Source organism: Dysgonomonas reticulitermitis (assembly GCF_054601275.1).
This window is the reverse complement of sequence record NZ_BAAHWU010000006.1, coordinates 55,800-72,910: the sequence shown is the minus strand read 5'-3', so window position 1 is coordinate 72,910 and position 17,111 is coordinate 55,800. Positions and strand designations below refer to the sequence as shown.

The window sequence follows — 17,111 nt, the reverse complement described above, 5'->3', positions numbered from 1 at the left end:
TGGAGTTTGCATAGTACATGACAAAAAATATTACAAAATCTTATATTGCCCTTACAGGGCGCGGTTTCAGGGGATTTCGTTTTCCCACCCAAGGCGTTGCCATTGGGCTATATTATGTAGCCCCTTCAGGGCATCAAGGAAAGAAACAGGCTGAAAGCCTGATATATCCCAGCCCGGGGTAACACCCCGGTGAGATGACAACCGAAGGAACTGCGCCCTGTAAGGGCAACATAATAAGTCTTTTAAATATATATAAAATATTTTTTGTCATGTACTATGGGAGTTTGTTACATTTTAGTTAAAAGGAGGAAGGAGTTTTTCTCTCGTCATTGCGAGGGTTCGCCCGAAGCAATCCATTAATAATCAATACTCTGGATTGCTTCACTCCTGTTGGCTCCGCCGATTCTTCGAATTTGCAATGACGAAAAGGCCTTGTTGGCTGACTACTGTTTACTGCTAACTGTAGAAGTTTGTTACTTTTTAGTTAAATTCTGGTTTGTCATGCTGACGACAGGAAGCATCTCCTGTCTCCCGGGGATCGGGATCCTTCCCTGCGGTCAGGATGACAAAGAGGGTAGCCGCGCGAGCAAGGGGCTAACGGCTAAAAGCTATCGGCTAACAGCTAAAAAATAACTGTAGAAGTTTGTTACTTTTTAGTTAAAAAGATACGAGTAGACGAGATACGAGGTACAAGTTGTTGACTGTTGACTGATAACTGTTGACTGTAGAGGTTTGTTACTTTTTAGTTAAAAGAAAGGCAGGAGTTAAAAAGTTATGAGTTTTAAATTTTAAGTTCTGAGCGCTCACTACTGACTACTCACTACTGCTAACTGTTTATTCCGGTAGGGGTTAAATTTTTTTTTGCCCTATATTACTAACATCTCTGCTTTGTCAATTTGTTAAACATTATATCTTTGTAAGATGAAGCAAAAAATCGTATATATACTGTTACTTGTTTTTATGGCATGCAATACCACTAAGAACATACCTGAAGGTAGTTACCTGTTGGATGGCTTCAACGTGAAACACGACACAAAAAACGCGACGTCTGATTTAGAGGATTTTGTAAGGCAACAACCCAATTCAAGTTTTCTGTTTTTGGGGAAAGTCGGTTTAGGAATATATAATATGGCCGGTCAAGATACCAGTAAATGGACGACAAGGATGATAAGAAAAATAGGGCAGGCACCCGTAATATTCAGTAATACTCAGACTGCTATCTCAGTAAACCAGTTAAAGAAACAATTAAATAATCAGGGATATCTGGATGCCCGGGTAGATACGACTCTAAAAACCAAAGGCAAAAAAATGTCTGTAACATACGATCTCAAAGGCGGAATTCCTTATCTTATCCGTAACTATCGGTATACACTCAGCGATACCACCATGACACGAATAATGAGTCGCATCCCGATAAAACCCTTATTGAGCGAAGGAGATATGTTCGATGTGGAGATGTTAGAACAAGAGCGGCTACAAGTAAATAACATTATGAGAAACGTAGGCTACTTTGATTTCTCTAAAGAATATCTGTATTTCAAGGCAGATACTACATTAAACTCACACGAAGTAGACTTGTATATGGATGTCTATCCGAGGAAAGACAGTCTTTCATATATACGCTACAAAATAAATAATATAACTGTAATTTCCGGTTTGAATACTTTAAATTCATCCACAGACGGGCGACAAGTCGGCAACCGGTGGTTTTTCAGGAATGCAGATACCACAGAAATAAAAGGAATAAAAATCATTCGCGGGCGAAACAATTTCCTGCGGAATTCTACGATAACACGGAATAACTTTTTACAAAAAGATTCTTATTTCTCAGACTATGCTTTAAATCGAACTTACGAAGGATACAATAATATGGGAGCTATAAAACAAACAAATATAGATGTCCATCCGTCATCCGGAGATAGTACGAAACTTGACGCTATTATCACATTATTACCGGCAAATGTTCACTGGTTCAGTACAGCCATAGATGGAACAAACTCGGCCGGAGATTTCGGTATTGCACCCAGTATATCTTATCAGCATCAGAATCTATTCAATGGAGGCGAGAGACTAAATATTAAATTAAAAGGAGCCTATGAATTTATTACAGGAAGTAAAAATACCGACCTGATGAACCAGAGCTTCTACGAATATGGTATAGAAACCAGCCTTTCCTTCCCGATGTTTTTACTACCATGGCTACAGAAGAGCTGGCGCGAACAACCTTCTGCAACAACACAATTCTCTATTGGACTAAACAATCAGCATCGGCCGGAATATACACGTCAGTTCTTTAATGGGACGATCACTTACGGCTGGTCTTCAAAAAGAAACACGCTACGCCACAGCTTAGATGTGATAGACATAAACTACATCCGGATGCCCTGGATGTCTGATACTCTCTATTCAAATATCTCAAAAAACCCACTATTAAAAGAAAGCTATAACAACCAACTTGTTGCACGCACAGCCTATTCATTTACGCTTGTCAACAGCCGCCGTTATACTACATTATATCCGACATTCACCCTCAGGGGATCATTTGAAGTGGCAGGAGCCATACCCCGGCTGGTAACTTCCTTAAATGGAGCAAACCCCGATGAATACGGTCAAAAAAACATACTGGGAGTGGTCTATGCCGAATATGTGAAAGGTAGTATTGATTATGCCCGTACATTTTATTTTTCAAAAAGGCATTCACTGGCATATCATGTAGGATTAGGGCTTGCTCATCCGTATGGGAATTCGGATGTTCTTCCTTTCGAACGACGTTTTTTTGCAGGAGGAGCGAATAGCGTGAGAGGTTGGAGCACACGCTCTTTAGGACCGGGATCTTATAAACGATCGATACAAGACGGGATGGAAGCCGACTTTGTAAATCAGACCGGAGATATGAAACTCGAGTTAAGTATAGAAAACAGGATGAAGGTCAGCGAACTGTTTGAATTTGCTCAGTTCATTGATGCAGGAAACATATGGACATTGAAAAATTATGATAGCCAACCGGGTGGGCAATTTACCTTTAATAGTTTCTATAAGGAAATAGCAGTTGCTTACGGATTGGGACTTAGACTGGATTTAGGGTTTCTCCTTCTACGTTTCGACCTGGGGACAAAAGCATATGATCCGGGACGGGATCAATCCGATCGTTTTGTCATGTTCAAAAAACCATTGAAAAATATGGCATTACACTTTGGTATTGGCTATCCGTTCTGATTATTCTTTCAACAGCAGGGAACTGTCTCCATAGCTCAAAAAACGATAATTGTTTTCCATAGCATGTCGATATATATTTTTCCAATCCGTATTGCCTAAAAACGCAGAGACAAGCAGAAGCAATGTACTCTTTGGCTGGTGAAAATTGGTAATAATGCCGTCTACTATCCGGTAAGTATAGCCCGGAGCAATCATTATTTGCGTCTCGGAAATCAGAGACGATAAATTATTCTTGTCGAGATATGAAATTATATTTTCCAAAGCCTGCTTCACCGTCACTTTCTTTTCACTTTCATAGGGTTGCCATTGCCAAACTTTTAAGCTATCCGGACTTCCGTCTTCTTCCAATATTTGTCCAATATAATAAAGGCTTTCCAAGGTGCGAACCGAAGTTGTCCCTACTGCTATAATCTTTCCGTTATGATTTAACAGTTGCTCTATAATCTCTTTCCTGACGGATATAAACTCAGCGTGCATCACATGATCTGCTATCTGTTCCGATTTTACAGGCTTGAAAGTTCCTGCTCCTACATGCAGGGTTATTTCTGCTGTTCCTATCCCCTTGTTTTTGAGAGAATCGAAGACCTCCGGCGTAAAGTGTAGTCCCGCTGTCGGAGCTGCCACCGATCCGTCTATTTTGGAATAGACAGTCTGATAGGTTTGTTTATCTTTCTCTTCTGTATCCCGATTCAAATAAGGAGGAATAGGCAATTCTCCCATTACTTCAAGTATTTCTGAAAAAGAAACCGGCTTATCCCATTCAAATTCTATAATATGGGAATCTCCGTGCGATTGTATCCTGTTGGCTACAATTATAACCTTTTCACCGTTTAGAACGATCTCTTTTGAAAGACCACCCTCTTTCCATTTTTTCAGATTCCCGACAAGGCAAACCCAAGAGCATTTATGGGTCTGCTGAAAATTAACCTGATAGTCATTTGGCAGGTATGGTTCCAGACAAAATATTTCAATCCGCGCACCTGTACTTTTATTAAAATGTAAACGTGCCTGAATGACCTTCGTATTATTGAATATCATAAGACTATTATCGGGAAGATAACCACCCAGATTGCAAAAAATATCATCTGTGATTTCATCACCTTTGTAAACAAGTAATTTCGATTGATCCCTCCTATCCAACGGATATTTTGCTATTCGTTCCTCAGGTAAGTTATAATTATAGTCTTCAATATGAATATTTAAAGTTTCTTTCATTCATTTCTTATTTTTCTGTTCAAATAGCAATGACGGATTTACCAGATAGTGAAACACTTTTATCCGGATCATCAATACGCATAACAGCATTATGACAACGAATGCAGCCAAAGCAACCGGCAAATCAGGAGATATTTCAAATTTCCTCAAGAATCTTCCATACACTATATAGACTAATGGAGCATGCAACAAATAGATATCCAGTGTGCGCCCACCCCACTTATGAAGCTTATCTGTCGCCAGATTTATTATTGCACAAGATATACTAATGGCGGCAACCATGCTGACCGTTCTCCATAAAAGCCCTTTCGCAATACTGCCGAAAACGTATTTATATGAAAACTCACCATAAAGATTGAGAACAAAATCGGATGTCGTAAACGTGTAAACCAGCAAAAAAGCCATAATAAGTATTGCTACGGAAATTGTCCTGTCCCAGCTCCTGATTTTTTTTATCGTATTTTCTGTACAATAATATCCCAATGCAAAGTATGGCAAGAACGCCATAGTTTTGGCAATGGATAAAAAAACAGGATAATTCACCAATCCAATCAAAAACGACAGCAGTATGGATACCACAATTACTATCGGAAAGTTCAAGAATCTAATTTTAGGAACAAAATAAAACGCGATCCGCCAATACAGTAAAGCCGGTATATACCATAAAATGCCTTGAGGAGAAGTAAGAAAATTGAACAGAATAAAAGAACCATCCAACATATTTGGAATGGATAATATAGTCTGAAACACAAGGTAAGCGGGAAGTAATGTCCTGAAACTCTTTTTGAGCTTATCCCATGTTATATTTTTAGAAAAATAGCCGGATATAAAAATAAACAAAGGCATATGGAACGTATAAATAAAGCTGTACACTTTAAAAGACAAAATGTCCTTAATCCCACTGTATTCAAGAGTATGACCGAAAACAACGAGGCAGATCAGTATAAACTTAAGAGAATCGAAAAACGGATCCCGTTTTCTCATTTGTAAAGCCCTTTTTCTATAATATATTCATATACGCCTTCCGGCAAAAACGCGCTTATATTTTTTCCTTCTGCTATACTCTCCCGGATAAATGTAGACGACATTTCTACAATCGGAGAATCCAGTGCCTCCACTTTATGTTTCAATTTATTAGGGATCGTAATGCGTGAGCCTAATCGCGGGTATACTTTCAGTGCAAACTCTTCCCATATTTTATCGTATTCCCTCCAACTCTCAAATACATTCCAGTTGTCAGCGCCAATAATTAACAAAAAGGTATCGTCCGGATATTTTTCCCGTAAGGATCTGAGTGTATCTATTGTGTACGACGGTTTTGGCATGGAGAACTCAAAGTCGCTTACTTTAAACTTTGCATATTTTTGCAAGGCAAGCTTAGTCATTTCCAACCGTGATTGTTCGTCTGACAGTTCATCCTCAGATTTCAACGGATTCTGAGGACTCACCAGAAACCATATTTCATCTATCTCCGTAAATTCGACAATATAGTTAGCCAAAATGACGTGCCCCACATGTATAGGGTTAAAAGATCCTGAAAATATACCGATATTCATTTACTCAGAAATTCAGTTACAATTTTTAAAGCCTTTGCCTTTGCCTCCTCCAGATCGTCGTTTTTAATAATAACATCAAACCGGGATGCATATGTTATTTCCTGCTCTGCCTTTGCTACTCGTGCTTCGATCACCTCCGGCGAGTCTGTTCCTCTTTTTTCAAGCCGGTTGCGAAGCTCCTCTATTGAGGGTGGTTCTATAAATACCGACAAGGCCTTATCTCCATAATATTTTTTAATATTACATCCGCCTACAACATCTACATCAAAGATAACATTGCCCCCGTTATTCAATATCCGTTCTACTTCCGATTTTAAAGTTCCGTAGAACTTATCTTTATAAACCTCTTCATATTCCAGAAACTCTCCATTTGCAATCTTTTCACGAAAGATTTCCGGAGTATGAAAATAGTATTCTATACCATGCTTTTCTTCTCCTCTGGGAAGACGGCTGGTTGCAGATATCGAGAATTGCAGATTTATATTTTGAGAGAGTAAATAATTGACAATAGTAGATTTACCCGATCCCGATGGAGCCGAAAAGATGATTAATTTACCCATTCCACCGATAGATTAAAGGACGTTTAATACTTGTTCTTTTATTTGCTCCAACTCGTCTTTCATGCGAACAACAATCTGTTGCATTTCCGCATGATTCGATTTCGAGCCCATCGTGTTTATCTCCCGTCCCATTTCCTGAGCAATAAATCCAAGTTTCTTCCCTTGCCCCGCACCTGTATTTATTGTCTCTAAAAAATATTTCATGTGATTCGATAAACGGGATTTTTCTTCGTTTATATCCAGTTTTTCGATATAATAGATCATTTCCTGCTCGAACCGGTTTTTATCATAGTCGAAATCTTCTATTTTTTGCAAAGCTTCCGTGATGCGTCCTTTTACTTTTTCCACACGTTCAGCTTCATAAGGTTCTATATCAGATAGTAATGCGGATATATTAGCTATCTTTTCTTCAAACAGCCTGTTTAACATGTTCCCTTCTTGTTTGCGGAACGATTGTAGTTGGTTCAAGGCATCCTCGATAATCTTCATTACAAACGCCCATTCTTCCTCATCTACTTCCTGAGTTTCATATTTCAGTACATCCGGAATCCGGAGTAATACCTGAAACCAGTCTTGTGGAGTATCGATACCTAACCTTTCCGCCGATTCTTTTATCTGAAGATAGTAACCTTCCAACAGAACCTGATTGATCTGAGTCGCCGTTTCTGTTCCTATATTTTCCACATATATCAAAAAATCTATTTTGCCACGCTCTAACACCCGTGACAAAAGATTTCGCACGGTCATTTCGTTTTCTTTATATAAGTTCGGAAGACGGACTGATAGGTCCAGTTGCTTGCTATTAAGAGACTTTACTTCAACTGTAATTTTCCTTTTATCGAACTCGGCAGAGGCTTTTCCAAAGCCAGTCATTGATTGTACCATGCTTATATTTTTAATTTTGGTACAAAAATAAGTAAATTATCACGCGTAAGGACTAAAACTAGAGAACTTTAAACGATTCATCTACGTTATTTTATTAGTAAATCTGTATTTTTGCATATATGATACAACTTCTAAGACAATAACACATGAATATATTATTTTTACAATACCCAAAATGCAGCACCTGTCAAAACGCGGGCAAATGGTTAAAAAACAATAATATAGACACAATATCCCGAGATATATCCAAGGATAAACCTAATAAAGAAGAACTGGCTTCATGGATTAAACGAAGTGGGTTATCAATCAATCGATTTTTCAATACATCCGGAAAAATTTATAAAGAAAACAATCTGAAAGAGAAAGTTAAATCTGCTTCTGAAAGCGAATTAATCGATATTCTGGCATCAAACGGGATGGTTGTCAAACGCCCTTTGATCGTTACAGATGATTTTGTTCTGGTAGGCTTTAATGAAGAAGAATGGTCTGAAAAACTAAAATAATTAGATGGCGGAAGAACAAGATTTAAAAAGTGCGCCGGAAGAACCGAAAAAAAAGAGTCTTATAAAAAGGCTCTTTAGGATATTTCTGTATATAGTATTGGGTTTTATAATACTAAATGCGTTTTTGTTTGCTTTGCTTTCGATACCTGCCGTCCAGAAAAAAGTAGCGGATTTTGCCGTAGATCAATTAAAAAGCACACTAAAAACAGAAGTTTCGATAGATGAAGTCCGCCTTAAATTATTTAATAGGGCTACACTAAAAGGCATATATATAGAGGATCGATCCAAAGACACGCTGCTTTATGCCCGCAATCTGGAGGTAAGACTCAGCCCCTGGGAATTTATTAAGAATAATAAGCTGGCTATAACAGGAATAGACCTCGATGACTTTGTTATTAATATAAACCAAAAGGACAGTGTCAGCGATCTTAATTTTCAATTCATAATAGATGCTTTTTCGGGTAGTGATACAATAGAAACGGATACGACGAAAAGCTCATTAAAAATAGTAATCGAAAATATCAATATAAAAAATGGACGATTGAACTATGATATACTATCAGACTCTTTATCTCCTGGTTTGTTCAACTCTTCCCATATCTCGCTGTATGATCTGAATGCCAGTCTCAACCTAAACTCGATAGATACCGACAATTTAGATATTGCCCTGAAGAATTTGAAAGCAAGAGAAAAGTCGGGAGTCGAGATTACGGCTTTAAAAGGGCATCTTTTTTCAGATAAATCTCAACTTTGGGCGGAGGGACTATCTCTCGAACTACCAAACTCCCATCTCAACATAAACAAGGCCAAATATAATCTGACCTCTAACCAATTTGAGATAGAAACAACAGATGCCGAAATAGAAGGAAAAGATTTAATGGCCTTTCTCCCCAATTTGAAATTTTTGAAAAACAAAATAAACCTGAAAACGTCAATAGTAGGTACACTGCCTGCCATAGATATAGAAAATATAAACTTGTCTTACGGAGAAGATGCTATTATTCAAGGAAAAGCTTCTATTGCAAACTACGAAAGATATGGCAATTCGGACATTAACCTTTCTATCGATAAATTTAAGATGTCTCCGGCTGCGATCAAGGCTTTTGCGCGGTTAGGAGATTCTACTTTTGTTTCCCCGGATATTCTTACCGGTATGGGCGATATTTATCTGAAAGGGAAATTAAACGGACAGTTGAATAAATTTAAACTGGATGCTGAAACATGGTGCCGGCAAGGAGCAATAAAACTACTGGCAAACGGGAGTATAGATACCACCTTTACGAATTTTAATGTGACAGGCGGCTTGCAAACGCAAAACTTCAATCTGGGTAAATTGCTCGGAGAAGACACAGGACTGAGACAACTGTCCTCACATATGGATTTTAAAGCACGGCAAGGAAATAAAGCTCCTTTAGAGGCTGTGGCTCAAGGGGAAATAAATGCTATTGGTTTCGAAAAAGATGTATATAACAATATTCCTTTCAGCGCGTTCTATAATGCTTCAAAAATGGGAGTGGAAGCACAGGCCGATCTCCCTATTGGCAAGATTGTGGCCAATGCGACGATGACACAGGAACGGATTCCTGATGTAAGTCTCAGATTACGCGTTGATGATTTGCTTGTCGATCATTTCTACAAGGATGAGAATTGGATAAATCCCCGCTTAACAATGGCTTTGAATGGAAATATCAAAGGTCTGGATATAGATCATATGGTTGGGAAAATAAATATCGACAGCCTATACCTGCATGATGATACGAATATCGGCTTTAAACCGGGAAAATTCACATTAGAACTAGGTAGAGATACAAACGAAAAATTTATAACGCTCACTTCATCTCTATTCTCGGCAAATATACGCGGACAGTACACATTCGTGTCTATAGCCGATGAATTCACCAATCTGATGCACAATTACCTCCCCGATGTATTTCAAACAACGAAGCGCGTAAAGGAAGCTCAAAATGATTTCACCTTCAATATTACAGCTAATAATACGGAGGAATTGGGTAAAATATTTACTTTGCCTGTCGATATAATAGAACCTGCCCGAATAGACGGCCGGATTAATACCATAGACAAGCAAATTAGCATAAAGGGAAATATCCCCTATATCCGTTTTGGAGATTATGACATAAAAAACACGGCAATAACTGTTTCGAATGTCGATTCGGCCTTCAATATCATAGCCAATACAGGAGTGCTGATGGAGAATGGGATTTATAGGGTGTCGTTAAACGTCGATGGAGCCGATAATACCATTTATGCTCTATCCAAAATTGTCAGCGACAATACGACGGTAAATATTAATGGCAGGCTGGAAGCTTCGGCCACCTTTAGCCGGGACGAAAAGGATGAGTTAATATCATCACTTAAAATCATCCCTTCAGAGATAAAGATACAGGAGCTTGCGTTAAACTTATTGCCTGCCGAAATAATCAATAAAGGGACAAGAACAGAGATAAGCAACCTGGGAATAGAATTGAATAATAAAAAATACTTTGGTATTGACGGAATTATTTCCAAGTCAGAATCGGATAGTCTGAAAGTATACTTCAGCCATGCGGAAATAGGAGATTTACTGGAGGCCTTCGAAATAAAAAATATTCGGGGATGCCTGTACGGAAATGTACTGTTAACGAATATATTGGATCGTCCGGAAATGTATACTAAGGATCTGGAAATGGCAGATATCGTCATTTTCAGCGATACATTAGGCACAATGAAAATAGACAGCCAGTGGAGCGATTATTTCGGAGGAGTAAGGCTGGATGCCATGCTGAATAAAGGAGACCGGAATCTTGCCGAACTGGATGGGACAATATATACCGTACAGGATTCTCTCGACTTACAATTGCGGCTCCAGGAAATGCCTTTGAAATGGATACAACCATTTGTCTCCGATATGCTAAACAAAGTAGACGGAACCGTCAGCACCAACCTGATCGTTGAAGGAAGCTCAAAAGCTCCGAAGATAAGGGGATTTTTGGGATTCAACGATACTCAGATCGGAATAGATTACACGAATGTAGTCTATACGATTTCAGATACGATCAGAGTAGCCCCTGACAGAATAGGGTTTGACAACCTGACCATAAGAGATAGCAAAGGCAGTAAAGCAACCGTAAATGCAACAGTCACGCATAATAACTTCGACAACATGAAGTATTCGTTGAATATGCAGATGAACAATCTGATGGTACTAAATACCATGCATCGCACCGACAGTCTGTTTTATGGGCGTGTATATGCCACAGGAAACGTAAAGATAAACGGAACAAACGATGGCATAAATATGGATATGCAGATAAAAAACGACAAAAACTCTGTTCTCAACATACTTCTACCTCAACATTCCGAAGCCAGTGACTACAAGAGCGTAGTATACATTAATGTTCCGGAAGAAAAACTCAACAAATCCCTAAGAGATTTGATACGCAGAGAGACACCTCTGCCTATTAAACTTAACATCAAACTGAATGTTACTCCTGACATAACTTTAAGGGTAATAATGGATCAGAATACAGGCGATGAAATGGAAGCAAAGGGTTCCGGGACAATCGATTTCTATTATGACATGCAAAATGAAAATATGTTTGCCAGAGGAGACTATGCATTGACTGATGGAAAGGTTAAGCTTAACCTGCAAAATATAAAGAAACTGGATTTTAAAATTCAGGACGGCAGTAAGCTATATTTTAAAGGCGATCCTCTCAAAACAGAGTTTGATATTACGGCATACCGCAGAGTTAGAGCAAATCTGGCTACATTGGATAATAGTTTTGGCATGGACGGATCTACTACAAAAACAATGGTGGACTGCATACTTGGAATAAAAGGGAATATGGATAAGATGGATGTGACTTATAATATTAGCCTGCCGGAAGCAAATGACGATGTGCAACGCAGAGTAAATACATTGATAAGTACCGAGGAACAAAAAATAAGAAACTTTGCATCTCTGGTTGCCACCGGATCGTTCTACGTAGATATGGGTGGTGCCGGAAGTAGCTTCGGTAACAGTATATGGACCAATATTGCATCCAGCGCGTTGTCCAGTGGCCTGACAGCTCTGATGGGAAATGTATTAGGCGATAAGTGGCAAATAGGGGCGAATATAGAATCGAATGACGGCTCTGTCAATGACCTGAATATGACTGTTAATGCTTCCACTAAGCTATTGGATGATAAATTGAGAATTTCCACTAATCTCGGTTATCAGACAGACCGGACAGCAAATAATGCATTGATCGGAGATTTTGACGTGGAATATCAGTTAAATTCTATGTGGACACTAAGAGGATATAGCCATACCAACGATAAGTATTATCGCACGGCGCCTACTACGCAGGGCATTGGTATTGTCTATACTAAAGAAGCGGCTACTCTTAAGAGGTTGTTCCAATCCTTCAACCCACGAAGAAGAAACAGAAATATACAACAAACGATAGACTCGACGCGAAAAGTGACAGATTCAGCACGACAAAAAATAGCACCCGTGCAACAACCGATTATAAACGCAGAGAAAAATAAAGAAAAGAAATAGATGAAAATAGGAGATAAAGTGCGCTTCCTGAATACTACAGGTGGCGGTGTAGTAAAAGGATTTCAAGGAAAAGATATCGTATTGGTAGAAGATGAAGAGGGGTTTGATATACCTGTCCTGATACGCGAAACAGTAGTAATAGAACCGGCAAAGGACATACAGGTCAAATCGACGACTAAGCCGGCTGAAGCCTTTCAAACCCGTCAACAAGTTAAGGAAGAAGAATATAAACCCGAAGAAACTAAAGAAGGAGAACAACTCGGCGTTTACCTGGCTTATCTGCCAATTGATATAAAAAGTTTGAGCACTACCAATATTGAATGTTATCTTGTAAATGACAGCAATTATTACCTGTCGTTCAATTACATGAGCCGGACAGAAAAAGGATGGCTTAGCAGACATGCAGGAAGCATAGAACCCAACACGAAACTTTTCATCGAAGAATTCGACAAACCGGAGATAAACAATATCGAGCATGTTTGCCTTCAATTTTTCGCATACAAGAGAAATAAAGAGTTTGCTCTTAAAAATACCTATTCCATAGATATACATATAGATACAGTTAAATTCTATAAACTCCACAGTTTTAAGGAAAATGATTATTTCGAGGACGAAGCCATCATATATCCGGTTGTTCGCAGAGATCTTGCAGAAAGAGAATTGACAATTTCGGCAAAAGAAATTGAAGAGGCAATGAAACAAAAAGAACGTCCCCGGATACAACCGATAGAAAAGAAAGAAAAAAAGCCTATCTTAGAGATCGATTTGCATATAACCGAATTACTTGACAATACAAATGGACTTTCTCCGGGTGATATGCTGGAATATCAGTTGAAAAAGTTCAACGAAGTAATGGCAGAAAACAAAAACAATAAAGGTCAAAAAATAGTATTCATACATGGAAAAGGTGACGGAGTACTTAAAAATACAATTTTAAAAGAATTAAAAACAAAATATAAATCAGTTTATTATCAAGATGCCTCATTCCGTGAATATGGTTATGGAGCGACAATGGTAACAATAAAATAGACTAGTAAAATATTATAAAAATGAAAAAGAAATTTTTTACACTACTCGTGATTGCGCTGGTATTGGCCGGTTGCAGTAATTTACAGCAAGGTTTATCCGGTACATACAACATGATCAATTGTGAGTATAGCTACAAATCCATTTCCGGAATGTCTGTTTCCGGGATGAACCTCTCAAACGGGCTTTCCATTACGTCCATTCCCAAAGTAACTTCGATACTGACAGGATCAGCAACTTCTATTCCACTTAATTTTACATTGAACCTTAATATAAAAAATCCCAACCAATCAGCCGCCATGCTCAATGGATTACAATACGTGGTTAGTATCGATGATATTCAGTTTACAACGGGAGCGGTAAATCAGGCTTTGAATATAGCTGCCGGGCAGACTCAAACATTACCTCTTTCTATTGGAGTAGATCTGGCCACCCTTATGAAAAACAACTCGAAAGATGCGGTACTGAATATTGCTAAAAACCTGGTCGGTATAGGTTCGCAAAAATCGAATGTGAGTGTTCAGTTAAAACCTACATTTATGATTGGTACTGTCCCGGTAACATCACCGATATATATTCCTGTAAGTTTCAGTTTCGGAGGAAGCTAAGAGCCAAATAAAAGATTAACATTAAGTCTGTATAAAATGAAGAAAACACTAATTATTTCTATCTTACTGCTTTTTGTAGTATTTATATCCTGCTCAGGAAAAGACGAAGAGGAAAAAAGCGGGAACCGTGTTATTATAGCCTATGTAGGTGGATATAAAGGGTTGGTGGATATTAATAAAATATCGCCCGATAAAATAACTCACATCAATTATGCCTTTGTGGATGTAAAAGACGGGAAAGCCTTTCTGACGAATGAAGCAACCGATACAGTGAATTTCAGAAAACTAAACGAACTAAAACAACAAAATCCGGACCTTAAGATACTGATTTCTATTGGAGGTTGGTCTTGGAGTAAGAACTTCTCGGATGCAGTACTTACAGGCGACGGACAAAAAATATTTGCAAAATCAGCAGTAGATATAATGGGCAAATACAATCTGGATGGAGTAGATATTGATTGGGAATACCCTGCGATTCCGGGAGATAAAGACAATGTATATCGTCCTGAAGACAAAAGAAACTACACACTGATGTTTGCAGCTATCAGAGCAGAATTAGATGCTCTTTCGAAAACGACGGGCAAGAAATATCTGCTTACTACAGCTGTGGGAGGATTCCAAAAATTCATTGATAATACGGAGATGGGCAAGGCGCAGGAATATCTTGACTACGTAAATATAATGAGCTATGACAACCAATCGAACGAAATAGCCATTCACCACACAAACCTCTACCCATCGGACAATTATGAAATAAAGAGTTCGGCCGCTACTGCTATCGACGGATTTATCAAAGCCGGAGTCCCAGCCGAAAAATTAGTAATGGGTATTGCTTTTTACGGAAGAATCTTTCAACTGAAGAAGGGAGCTTCGAAAGGTTTGGGAGAGGAGATCGATAAGCAAATACAAGGCAAAGGTTATACATACATAAAAGACAGTCTGGTAAATAAGGATGAGTATTACAGGTACTGGGACAATCCGGCACAGGCTCCTTATTTATACAATTTCTATAAAGGAATATTCGTAACCTATGACGATGAAGAATCAGTTAAGGCAAAATGCGAATATGTAAAGGAAAACAATATGGCCGGAGTGATGTTCTGGGAATACAGCTCCGATCCTAAAGAATACTTATTAGACGAGATCAACAAGGTATTCTCCGGACAATAGAATAGTATAGTAATTAACAGCATAAGCTTACTCCCCTATAAGTAAGAAAGATTTGTTTATTTTAATATTTATTTTCCTTTGGAAATTTATTTTAATGGAAAATATCGTTATCTTTGTAACGATAAATCATAATTTTAAATAAATGAATAAAGCTATTGATATATTAAAACGAAATTGGTTGTATCTTGCCGGTGCTGTTACCGGTGGTATAGGAGGTTATTTATACTGGTATCATATAGGATGCAATACGGGAACTTGCCCCATTACAGCGTCACCGGCAATGAGTGTGATTTGGGCAGCAATCGTGGGCGGCCTTATTTTTGGATTTTTCAAAAAAAAATAACGAAAAAAATGAGACAAATTTTATTAGTATTACTATTCGCAGGCTCTTTATTTAGTTCCTGCAACGGACAAACAGAAAATAAACAAACGGCAAATGCCGAAACAACAGAAACAGTGAAAAAGGAGAATAAAATGAAACCAATACACTTAAATAAAATAGATTTTCTTAAAAAAGTGACTAATTATGAAGCTAATCCTTCGGAATGGAAGTATCTGGGAGACAAACCTGCTTTGATAGATTTTTATGCCGACTGGTGTGGCCCATGTAAAGCCATAGCGCCGGTATTAGAAGAATTAGCGGCCGAATATGGCGATCAAATTTATATCTATAAAATAGATACCGAAGCTGAGCAAGAATTGGCAGCAATGTTCGGAATAAGAAGCATCCCAAGCCTATTATTTGTGCCAATGGAAGGCCAACCGCAAATGGCGCAAGGGGCACTACCCAAACATACATTAAAAGAGGCTATCGATGAAGTCTTACTGAATAAGAAAAAATGAAACGAAGCATGATTTTTGTCAAATCACCAAAGCCCAGGATAATAAAAATCATACGAGTTACATACGGCAACTAAAATCAAAATTATTATCGTATGAAATCATTGTGTTCAATCAGAGATATTTATCGCTCTATCCGGGAATTTGAGATCGAATTTCAGCAAAAGCACGACTTATGCCTGAACGAAGGAATGCTATTGTGTAGCCTGAGATCCAACAAGCTTTCTTCAGGAGAAATCGCGGAGAAATTAGGCCTCACCAACTCTAATGCATCTAAAGTAATCAGATCCATAGAGGATAAAGGCTTTATTGAACGCATACTGGGAGAGGGAGACAAGCGACAGATGTACTTCAGGCTAACAGTAATAGGTGAAGATATGCTACGGGAAATAGGTTGTGAGGACCAAAGAATAAAAGAGATTATTAACGAAATAATGAATAAGAAAGAATATGTCTGATAATACTACTTATAAAGTTCTGTTCGTCTGTCTGGGAAATATATGCCGGTCTCCTGCTGCCGAAGGAATTTTCAAAAAGATGGTGAGAAGACAAGGATTAAAAGACAAAATAGAAGTAGATTCAGCCGGAACAGCAGGTTATCATATAGGAGAATTACCCGATTCACGAATGAGACAGCATGGAACCCGTAGAGGGTATAAGTTCGATTCGCTTTCTCGCAAATTTACGAGTCGTGATTTTGACCGTTTCGATATAATATTGGCAATGGACGACAGCAATTATAATACTATATTGCGCCTTGCGCCGGATCTTGATTCGGAAGCAAAGGTTCATCGTATGATGGATTTTTCGAAAAAATATGAAAACGATCATGTACCCGATCCGTATTATTCCGGGGCTGAGGGCTTCGAACTGGTTCTCGATCTATTAGAAGATTCTTGTGAAGGGTTATTAAATAAGGTAAAAAAAGATTTATCTATTCAATAATTACTTAACACGTTGTTCCTAAAGTCGGAATAGTCAATTAA

Annotated in this window: 16 protein-coding genes; 11 read left to right on the top strand and 5 right to left on the bottom strand. The window is 38.3% G+C overall.

Features of this window, described 5'->3' with window-relative positions; translation table 11 throughout:
* Positions 1-17 precede the first annotated feature (17 nt).
* Both ACYPZI_RS04920 and tamL read left to right on the top strand, forming a co-directional pair.
* Complete coding sequence (locus ACYPZI_RS04920; protein ID WP_459599203.1) at positions 18-182, top strand: hypothetical protein; 165 nt, start codon at positions 18-20, stop codon at positions 180-182.
* 739 nt (positions 183-921) lie between these two features.
* A complete protein-coding gene (gene tamL / locus ACYPZI_RS04915; RefSeq protein ID WP_459599201.1) occupies positions 922-3,216 on the top strand; it encodes a translocation and assembly module lipoprotein TamL in 2,295 nt (764 codons plus the stop codon).
* On the opposite strand, the gene ACYPZI_RS04910 is transcribed toward tamL, so the two are convergent.
* The 5 genes from ACYPZI_RS04910 to ACYPZI_RS04890 are packed head-to-tail and all read right to left on the bottom strand — an operon-like array spanning position 3,217 to position 7,432.
* Positions 3,217-4,431, bottom strand: a complete 1,215-nt coding sequence (locus ACYPZI_RS04910; RefSeq protein ID WP_459599199.1) for an S-adenosylmethionine:tRNA ribosyltransferase-isomerase — start codon at positions 4,429-4,431, stop codon at positions 3,217-3,219.
* Positions 4,432-5,415, bottom strand: a complete 984-nt coding sequence (locus ACYPZI_RS04905; protein ID WP_459599197.1) for an acyltransferase family protein — start codon at positions 5,413-5,415, stop codon at positions 4,432-4,434. It lies immediately after the preceding gene.
* Complete coding sequence (gene nadD, locus ACYPZI_RS04900; protein ID WP_459599195.1) at positions 5,412-5,987, bottom strand: nicotinate (nicotinamide) nucleotide adenylyltransferase; 576 nt, start codon at positions 5,985-5,987, stop codon at positions 5,412-5,414. Before nadD ends, ACYPZI_RS04905 begins: the two co-directional genes overlap by 4 nt.
* Positions 5,984-6,547 (bottom strand): guanylate kinase, encoded by a 564-nt coding sequence (gene gmk, locus ACYPZI_RS04895; protein ID WP_459599193.1) that lies wholly within the window; start codon positions 6,545-6,547, stop codon positions 5,984-5,986. The genes nadD and gmk overlap by 4 nt, the downstream gene beginning before the upstream one ends.
* Before the next feature lie 12 nt (positions 6,548-6,559).
* Positions 6,560-7,432, bottom strand: coding sequence for a YicC/YloC family endoribonuclease (locus ACYPZI_RS04890; protein ID WP_459599191.1), 873 nt, complete (start codon positions 7,430-7,432; stop codon positions 6,560-6,562).
* 146 nt (positions 7,433-7,578) lie between these two features.
* Here ACYPZI_RS04890 and ACYPZI_RS04885 point away from each other — a divergent pair, with 146 nt between their 5' ends.
* From ACYPZI_RS04885 to ACYPZI_RS04845, 9 genes are all read left to right on the top strand, one after another.
* Complete coding sequence (locus ACYPZI_RS04885) at positions 7,579-7,935, top strand: arsenate reductase family protein (RefSeq protein WP_459599189.1); 357 nt, start codon at positions 7,579-7,581, stop codon at positions 7,933-7,935.
* Between the two features lie 4 nt (positions 7,936-7,939).
* A complete protein-coding gene (locus ACYPZI_RS04880; protein WP_459599187.1) occupies positions 7,940-12,481 on the top strand; it encodes a translocation/assembly module TamB domain-containing protein in 4,542 nt (1,513 codons plus the stop codon).
* Positions 12,482-13,510 (top strand): DUF2027 domain-containing protein, encoded by a 1,029-nt coding sequence (locus ACYPZI_RS04875; RefSeq protein WP_459599185.1) that lies wholly within the window; start codon positions 12,482-12,484, stop codon positions 13,508-13,510. It begins immediately after the preceding gene.
* A gap of 20 nt (positions 13,511-13,530) precedes the next feature.
* Entirely contained in the window at positions 13,531-14,115 is a 585-nt protein-coding gene (locus ACYPZI_RS04870; protein ID WP_459599183.1) for an LEA type 2 family protein, read from the top strand.
* Positions 14,116-14,151: 36 nt separating this feature from the next.
* Positions 14,152-15,285, top strand: a complete 1,134-nt coding sequence (locus tag ACYPZI_RS04865) for a glycoside hydrolase family 18 protein (protein ID WP_459599182.1) — start codon at positions 14,152-14,154, stop codon at positions 15,283-15,285.
* A 142-nt stretch (positions 15,286-15,427) separates the two neighbouring features.
* Entirely contained in the window at positions 15,428-15,628 is a 201-nt protein-coding gene (locus ACYPZI_RS04860) for a hypothetical protein (protein WP_459599180.1), read from the top strand.
* Between the two features lie 8 nt (positions 15,629-15,636).
* A complete protein-coding gene (trxA, locus tag ACYPZI_RS04855; RefSeq protein WP_459599178.1) occupies positions 15,637-16,128 on the top strand; it encodes a thioredoxin in 492 nt (163 codons plus the stop codon).
* Between the two features lie 92 nt (positions 16,129-16,220).
* Complete coding sequence (locus ACYPZI_RS04850; RefSeq protein WP_459599176.1) at positions 16,221-16,583, top strand: MarR family winged helix-turn-helix transcriptional regulator; 363 nt, start codon at positions 16,221-16,223, stop codon at positions 16,581-16,583.
* A complete protein-coding gene (locus ACYPZI_RS04845; RefSeq protein WP_459599174.1) occupies positions 16,576-17,070 on the top strand; it encodes a low molecular weight protein-tyrosine-phosphatase in 495 nt (164 codons plus the stop codon). Before ACYPZI_RS04850 ends, ACYPZI_RS04845 begins: the two co-directional genes overlap by 8 nt.
* Positions 17,071-17,111 lie beyond the last annotated feature (41 nt).